The sequence below is a fragment of the Humibacter ginsengiterrae genome, from assembly GCF_054780115.1.
In genome coordinates, this window is the sequence record NZ_BAAGWY010000036.1 from 1 (window position 1) to 1,433 (window position 1,433).

The 1,433-nt window shown below is 67.0% G+C and carries 1 protein-coding gene; it reads left to right on the top strand.

The window, feature by feature from the left end; translation table 11 throughout:
- Window positions 1–123: 123 nt before the first annotated feature.
- Complete coding sequence (locus tag ACYVII_RS19060) at window positions 124–1,227, top strand: IS110 family RNA-guided transposase (RefSeq protein ID WP_460537921.1); 1,104 nt, start codon at window positions 124–126, stop codon at window positions 1,225–1,227.
- The last annotated feature ends 206 nt before the right edge of the window (window positions 1,228–1,433 follow it).

Consider the following 1,433-nt stretch of genomic DNA (forward strand, 5'->3'; position numbering starts at 1 on the left):
CTCGGCTCAGACCCTATGAGTGTGGGGTTGTGGGTTTGGTCTTGTAGGCCCAGGGCCTCACGGTGCAGATTCGTGGATCATCTCGAGAGTGGCTCGGGATGCCGACATGCAGCGGAGGCCCTGGTGTTCGATCAGCGTACGGCGATTGGTTTGGATGTGCACGCGCGTAGCGTGCGGGCGGCGGCGTTGGACACGTCAACGGGTGAAGTGATCGAGGTCAAGCTCCCGGCGGTGAACGCGGAGATCGTCGCGTGGGTGGCGCAGATCGCCGAACGGTACGGACCCGTGCAGGCGGCATACGAAGCCGGTCCTACCGGGTTCGGGTTGGCGAGGAAGCTGACCGCGGCGGGGGTTCCTGTGACAGTCGCGGCTCCGTCGAAGCTGATTCGCCCGGCGGGGGACCGGGTGAAGACCGATGCCCGCGATGCGGTCCTGCTGGCCCGGCTGCTGCGGATGGACGAACTCACTGCCGTGCGGGTGCCGACCGAGGCGGAGGAGTCCGCACGGGACCTGGTCCGCGCCCGCGACGACGCCCGAATAGAGCTGATGGCGGCCCGGCATCGGCTCTCCAAGCTGTTGCTGCGTCGCGGAATCGTCTACGAACCGAGCAACGCGTGGACCGGGACGCACGACGCCTGGCTTCGACGGGTCCGGTCAGAAGGACTCGACGGGGCCGGAGTCGGCACCCTGGCTGCGTTCGACGCCGCTTACGACGCGGGTACCACTATCCTGACGCGCCGGGAGCGCCTCGACCGCGACATCCTGGCCATGGCCGCGGACAGTGAGTTCACGCAGGTCACCAGACGGTTGTGCTGCTTGCGAGGCATCTCGACGCTGACCGGATTCGCCCTGGCGGTCGAGATTGGCGACTGGAACCGATTCACGGGACGCAGCATCGCGTCATATCTCGGGTTGGTCCCCTCCGAACACTCGTCCGGGAACACCCGGTCGCTGGGTGCGATCACCAAGACCGGGAACACCCACGCACGCCGGCTCCTGATCGAGGCGTCCTGGCACCACAAGCCCCGCTACACCCCTGGGAAGACGATGAAGGATAGGTGGGCTGCCGCACCCGCCCTGGCGGCCACACGCGGAGACACCGGCAACCGGCGCCTGCACCACCGCTGGCAGGTGTTCTCCGCGCACAAGAAGAAGAACACCATCGCAAGCACCGCGATCGCCCGCGAGCTCGCCGGCTGGTGCTGGTCCCTGGCCACCATGGACTGACCGGCAAGACTCGTTCACCCGGAGCATCGGGAACGCATGCAGCGTGAGGAGCGCACCAGCGAAACGACTGTGAGCAGCCGTCCACCACGGCCACGCTCGACCTCAGACACGCTTGGCTGCTCTCACCGAAACAGGGTCATGCGGTAACCAACCCGCGCATATCAGACTGACCACGCGTCACCAGACACGCCGCACCCCGACCCCGC